Raw genomic sequence first — 5295 nt, 5'->3', positions numbered from 1 at the left:
ACAATCCTCGGAAAATGCAAATATATCCGTTGCTTAGGGATAACTACGCAACTAATATCAAGTCATAGGGAGAGGCCACAACGGCCCACCTTTCACCACAAGAGGAAAACGAACATGGCACTGTTTCAATGCAATACCTGCGGGGCTTCCAAAGAGGTCGAGACGGGGATTGTCGAGGTTTGCGCGAACTGCGGTTCGGCAAAGGTTGTCAACTTGACCGTGCAGGCGGAACAAATCGCAAAAGCCAATGATGCTTTCCGCGCGGCAATCATCTGTGGCGGGCATCCGACCTATAAGGGGCGTGTCGTTTGCTCCCAGGGCGTTGCGGCAGAAGGCCCCGAGTTCATGACCATGGCGCAGCTTCAAGTCGCTGGTTTCGCGGATTTCAACAAGGACAACGACCCGCACGGGGATCATTCCATGGCTTCAGTGCAGGTGTGCGGCAAAACCGTCTGGTGGAAGTTCGACCTCTACGATGAATCCTATGAGTTCGGCGCAGACGATCCGCTTGACGATGATAGCACCCGCCGCGTTCTGACGCTGCTTTTCCCCAACGAATACTGATACCGGCCCTGTCCTTTTGGGTAATGGCCCGGAAGGCGCAACCCGCGCCGGGAAGGAGGTGAAACCATGAGCATTGAAATCATTCAGCAACGTAAGCGCGAAGCCGCTGAACTGATCAGAAAGGGAGGCCTCTCCGCCAAGATCGCCCTCGCCTTTCTGAAAACACACGCTGGGGCCTAAGCCCCCTCGCCTCAGCCCGGAAGGGCTGGGGCATCCATAACAAAAAACCTCACCACATCACAAGGATGAACCCCATGACCAAGCACGAGTCGATCACGGCAGACGTTGAACTGGTTCCCTATAGCGACCTCTATGTGTCCGATCTGAACCCGCGTACTGTTATCAATCCTCAAGGCATCGATGCGCTGGCCGAGAATATCCGCCAACTTGGACTGCTCCACAACCTCGCTGGCCTGCGTGACGAAGCGGGCAAGGTTGGCATCGTGGCCGGTGGCCGGAGGCTTCGCGCCCTAGCCCTGTTGCAAGACGATGCGCGATTTGCGTTCGTTCCGGTGAAAATCGCCCCGGATCAGGAAACCGCCCAGATGTGGGCAACGAGCGAGAACCATCAGCGCGAGCAACAGCACCCCGCCGATGAAATCCGTGACTATGGCAAAATGGCTGCGCGCGGCGTGTCCGTTGCGGCGATCGCTATCGCGTTCGGTGCCACGGAGCCGCATGTGTACCGGCGTCTCAAGTTGGCGGGCCTTCCCGACCCAATTCTGGATGCTTTGAAAGCCGGAGAAATCACCTTGCAAAACGCCGCTGCCTTCACCGTCAGCGAGGACGAAGCAAATTCGCTGGCAGTGTTGGAGAAGGTGCGCGGCGAGGGCTACAGCGATCACCAGATTAAGCAGATGCTCAAACCTGACTCGGTGCGGGATACTGACCGCCGAGTGATTTTTGTCGGGCGGGAGGACTACGAAACCAACGGCGGCCACGTGACCCGCGACCTGTTTGCAGAGCAAACATTCATTGATGATGTGGCTCTGCTGAATGAACTGTTTCGTTGCAAGCTGGCTTTGACGTGTGACGCGATCACCGCGAAAGGCTGGAAGTGGGCCGAGGCGCTGGACAGCACTTACCTGCCCTATGGTGAGTTTGAACAGCGTAAGCTTGAACGCATCTTCCCCGACGAAGGGACGCTCACCGATGAACAAGCGGCCCGGTATGACGAACTGGCGGAACTCGCTAACGGTGACGTTCTGGACGAAGCCGGCGAGGCGGAACTGGCTGAACTCCAAGCCGTGTTGGAAGGAACCTACAGCGCCGAACAAAAAGCGGTTGCCGGGGTAATCTTCTATGTCAATCAATCAGGCGAGGTGCAGACCTACGAGGGTCTTGTACGTAAAGAGGACAAGGCTGCAGCCATCGAAGCGGGATTTCTCCGCAAGACCAGCCAATCGGGCGGTGACGCCGCGCCGAAGTCGCCCATTTCGCAAAAGCTGAGCGACGACCTGTCCCGTATTGCCCAAGGGGCGCGGCAACATGCAGTGATGCGCGACCCCGATCTGTTGATTGATCTGCTGGCCTATCAGTTGAGCCATGAACTGCGGTGGAGCGGCCCGCTTGGCATCACCAAGACCGATGTTCCGAATTGGCCCAGCACAGAGGCCGCAGGCTATTCGCTGGATGAACGGCTGACCAGCAATCCGCCGCGCGATATGTGGGGCAAAGACCTTGCAAAGTCCTTCCGCGCCTTCCGCGCCAAAGGCCCCGACCACGTGCGCGGCGAATTGGTTCGCTTCCTCGCCGCGCAGTATCGCGGGGGTGATGAAAAGCTGTCTGCGCTGATCGACAAGGAGACGCAGCCGAATATCCGCGAGGTCTGGACACCGAACGCTGAGAATTTTTTCTCCCGCGTCGGAGGCCCGTACCTCAACTACCTGTGGCGCGACCTGCTGGACCTGTCCGAAGATCATCCAACTGCCACCAGCTTTGGCAAGCTGAAAAAGGGCGAGAAGGCCGGGAAGCTGGAAGCGCTGTTCTCCGGTGATCCGGACTTGCGCACCGCCCTTGGCGTTACCGAGGCGCAGGCAACCAAGATCGACGCATGGCTGCCCGAGGGCATGGAGTGAAATCACCTGCAGGGCGCGAAAGCGCCCTGCCCCACCGATGGAGATAGTGTCATGCGATTCAAGCCTTGGCCGCGCCACGCCTTCACCGACACAGCGCGTAAACGGGCCGCCCTGCGCCGCAGGCAACGCCTAGAGCGCGAGGCCCTGCCACTCTTTGCCGAACAGATTGCCGAAGAACAGCCAACTGAGGACCAGGTAATGAAGGAGCGGGCCGAACAGTGGGAGGCGCAAGAGGTGCGGGATCGCGGGGGCCGCGCCAAGAAGTGGCGCGAGGCTCGCCGCCTGATCGACGCACTGCCTGACGATGAGCGCAGCGCCGTGCGGCGCGCATGGGATTGCGCGCCCTACCCTGCTGACCCGTCCTATCTGTTGAGCGTTTTGCACAGCTACAGTCTTGGCCGGATCGACCTGAAACGCCCGCCTTTTCCGCTGTCACGCACGAATGCGTCAGGCGCACGGATTGGCAATCTGTTCGCATCATCTGACCTGTTTGTGACGATCCTGAAGGCGCGCGACATTGCTTCAGACCCGGACGGGCACCCGCTGGCCGAACGCCATGCCGCCTATCATCATCTGCAAGCTGCGGCGTCCATGAACAAAGACCGGGCCGAAGCGATGCGGGACCGAGTGCGGGCGTCCGAGTTGTTCTTGCGCCTTGGAGAATTGGAGGAAACCCATGCCTGATTTCACCGCACACCGTCACCCTGTTCTTGCCGTGCGATGCCCCGACTGTGGCCGCGCGCCGGGCAACTGGTGCCGCCGCCCAAGCGGTCACATGGCAAGCGATTTTCATGTCAGCCGCAAGCTTCAGGCTGATACCGTGTTCATCGACCAGCACGGCCCGGATGCCAGTATTGAGCGCATCGGTGACGGTTGGGCCGTCGATCCGCGCGGGCGCGTTGGCATCCGGCCACAACAGGAACAACCTTGAAGAAACGGTATGGCGTTCTGGTATTCCAGACAGGAGCCGATAGGTTTCAGGCCATAGCCTTTGAGTTAGCGAAGATTTGAAAACAGTGGGATTGAGGTAAACAGAGTGAAACAGAACATTGTCCGGGTTTGGCGATCAGCGCAGCTCTATATCGGGTTTCACCGGGACCAATCCGGGCGGAAGCGCGACACAGCGAAGGTGTGGCCGCCGAAAAATGCTAACGCGACCATCCATTCCGATCCTGAAGCGCAAGAGGCTTTTGTTGTCGTCAAAGCCGCCGATCAGGAGGAACCGAGAGACGTTCAGATCAAGCTTCGCCCGGATCAAATCGTGCTGCGCCGTGATCCTGGTACTGGTTGGGAGGGTGTTGTCGTGGATGAATTCGGCTTGGCTGTCCAAGTCAACGGTGCGTGGATCCGCATCATGCCGGATGGATCGGTTTCCCGTGAGGTCGAAGGCGACACTACCTATTTAGAGGCAGATGGCGCAGTCCTGAAGAAAACGCAATTTGCCGAGGCTATGATGTCAGGTGATGGCGTGGAACTGACCCGTAAAACTGACACGACAATTGCAGCGATCCGGCATGACGGGGTGGTTGCAAAATCCCGAAATCCCGAGCAAATTCCCGGTAAGTAGTCCCCCTGATTTTTCCTTTGTGGTGAAGGAAACACCTGCCCCGCTTCGGCGGGGTTTCTTTTTGCCTTTTGGTGTCCCCCCAGATCAGGGCTGAAGCCCTGACCCGGCCGGACTGGCGCATCCGCGCCGGGGGCCGCTTGCGCGGCCCGGAAACGAAATGCGGCCGGAGCTTTCGCCCCGACCGTCACCTTCGCGGCCATCGGCGTCCCCGCCTGTTCCGCACCGCCAATCTAGCAACCCTAGCGGGAGAGGCAACCCGGAATACGACAATCGGCGGCTTGATCAACCGTTGTGCCAGGTCAGGGATTTCAGGATTGAACGCGCCGTTCCAGGCATCTGCCAAGGTGTCCGCCCGCTCCTATGTGAATGCCGATTTATTGCAGCAAGTTTGCTACGGCCCGTGCTGGCGCAAGGGCTAAAGCCCTTCTCCACTGCGCTGCGCTCCGTTGCGACCCTACGGGTGCGCCAGCCCTTAAAGCCTCCGCCGCACAGAGCTGCAATCGACAATCACATAGGAGCTAACACCATGAACAAGATCATTTCTTCTTTGCGTTCAATCCTGAAATCCCTAACCACCAAGGCCAAGATCAGCATCTCAGTCGTCTTGAGTATTCCGGGCTTCCTCAAAGTGGAAGTCAGCTATGCGCGAGATCTTACGAAGCCGAACAGGGAGAAAGAGGACGCCTAACGGCGTCCCAGCCCGCCCGATGGGCGGGCTTCATCCGGCGCTGCCTCAACGATTGTCCAGGCCATCACGTCCCGTTTTTGACATTCAGGGCAGCGCAAGCCTTCTACTATGCCGCGAAGGAACTCAAAGTGCCCATATCTCTGCCTAAGCCAAAAACCGTGGAGATACCAAGGGCCGCCACCGCAAACGCAACCAACCCTGATAGCGTGTGCAGCTTCCAGATTGTTGACGCGCAATGTGTAGAGGGGGGCGATGAAGGTCTCTCGGATCATTTTGGAACAATACAGGAACATTTTGCGGATTGGAAAGTGGTATGTGTCTCTGGGCAAATCCCGCGTTTTGCGCGGGACCGGGCTCTAGTCGCGCGCCGGCGAGACCGGCGCGCTCCCCGAGCCTCG

General features: G+C 58.8%; 6 protein-coding genes. All 6 read left to right on the top strand.

What is annotated here, in order from left to right; genetic code table 11:
• The coding region (locus tag O4H53_RS26775; protein ID WP_269368020.1) for a DUF3768 domain-containing protein at positions 1 to 564 on the top strand (564 nt) is incomplete at its 5' end.
• Positions 565 to 818: 254 nt separating this feature from the next.
• Positions 819 to 2642, top strand: a complete 1824-nt coding sequence (locus O4H53_RS26770) for a ParB/RepB/Spo0J family partition protein (protein WP_269368018.1) — start codon at positions 819 to 821, stop codon at positions 2640 to 2642.
• Between the two features lie 51 nt (positions 2643 to 2693).
• Positions 2694 to 3326: a hypothetical protein gene (locus O4H53_RS26765; RefSeq protein ID WP_269368016.1), complete on the top strand. Its 633-nt coding sequence runs from the start codon at positions 2694 to 2696 to the stop codon at positions 3324 to 3326.
• Positions 3319 to 3573, top strand: a complete 255-nt coding sequence (locus O4H53_RS26760; RefSeq protein ID WP_269368014.1) for a zinc finger domain-containing protein — start codon at positions 3319 to 3321, stop codon at positions 3571 to 3573. Before O4H53_RS26765 ends, O4H53_RS26760 begins: the two co-directional genes overlap by 8 nt.
• A 105-nt stretch (positions 3574 to 3678) precedes the next feature.
• Positions 3679 to 4209, top strand: coding sequence for a hypothetical protein (locus tag O4H53_RS26755; RefSeq protein WP_129373464.1), 531 nt, complete (start codon positions 3679 to 3681; stop codon positions 4207 to 4209).
• A 526-nt stretch (positions 4210 to 4735) separates the two neighbouring features.
• Positions 4736 to 4897 carry a hypothetical protein gene (locus O4H53_RS26750; protein ID WP_269368011.1) on the top strand — a complete coding sequence of 54 codons (162 nt, stop codon included), beginning with the start codon at positions 4736 to 4738 and terminating at the stop codon, positions 4895 to 4897.
• Positions 4898 to 5295: the final 398 nt, after the last annotated feature.

Source organism: Sulfitobacter sp. G21635-S1 (genome assembly GCF_027213915.1).
Lineage (GTDB): Bacteria > Pseudomonadota > Alphaproteobacteria > Rhodobacterales > Rhodobacteraceae > Sulfitobacter.
This window is presented reverse-complemented; position numbering and strand designations above follow the sequence as displayed.